Source organism: Fructobacillus tropaeoli (assembly GCF_001047135.2).
Classification (GTDB): Bacteria; Bacillota; Bacilli; order Lactobacillales; family Lactobacillaceae; genus Fructobacillus; species Fructobacillus tropaeoli.
The window spans coordinates 1-282 of the sequence record NZ_DF968169.1; the positions used below are offsets into that span (position 1 = coordinate 1).

A 282-nucleotide genomic window follows, 5' to 3' on the forward strand; every position below is an offset into this window, starting at 1 on the left:
GCTGTGAAGTCTTCGACTTCATGCGCAAACAGCGTAGGGTCTGTTTTTCTCTTTATCCGAAATGGATTTCTTTATCAATCAATCTGTTTCAACCTTTTTCTCTAAAAAACCAAAAGACTTTCGTTGACTTTCGCACGAACCCCTGACAAGGGCAGCAAGTTGTTGTGAGCAGAGAGAGCCCTTAGGTAAATCTCAAAAAAGAGAATACTTAAGGGCTTTTCCAAGGTATAGCTAAGAGCCATCGCTTTGGTCAAGTCGCTAACATCGTTTAAAGAGCATTCT

The 282-nt window shown here is 41.1% G+C and carries 1 protein-coding gene; it reads right to left on the minus strand.

All coding sequences use genetic code 11. The features are described 5' to 3' along the window. Positions 1–101: 101 nt before the first annotated feature. The coding region (locus tag AOQ32_RS08940) for a hypothetical protein (protein ID WP_207657376.1) at positions 102–282 on the minus strand (181 nt) is incomplete at its 5' end.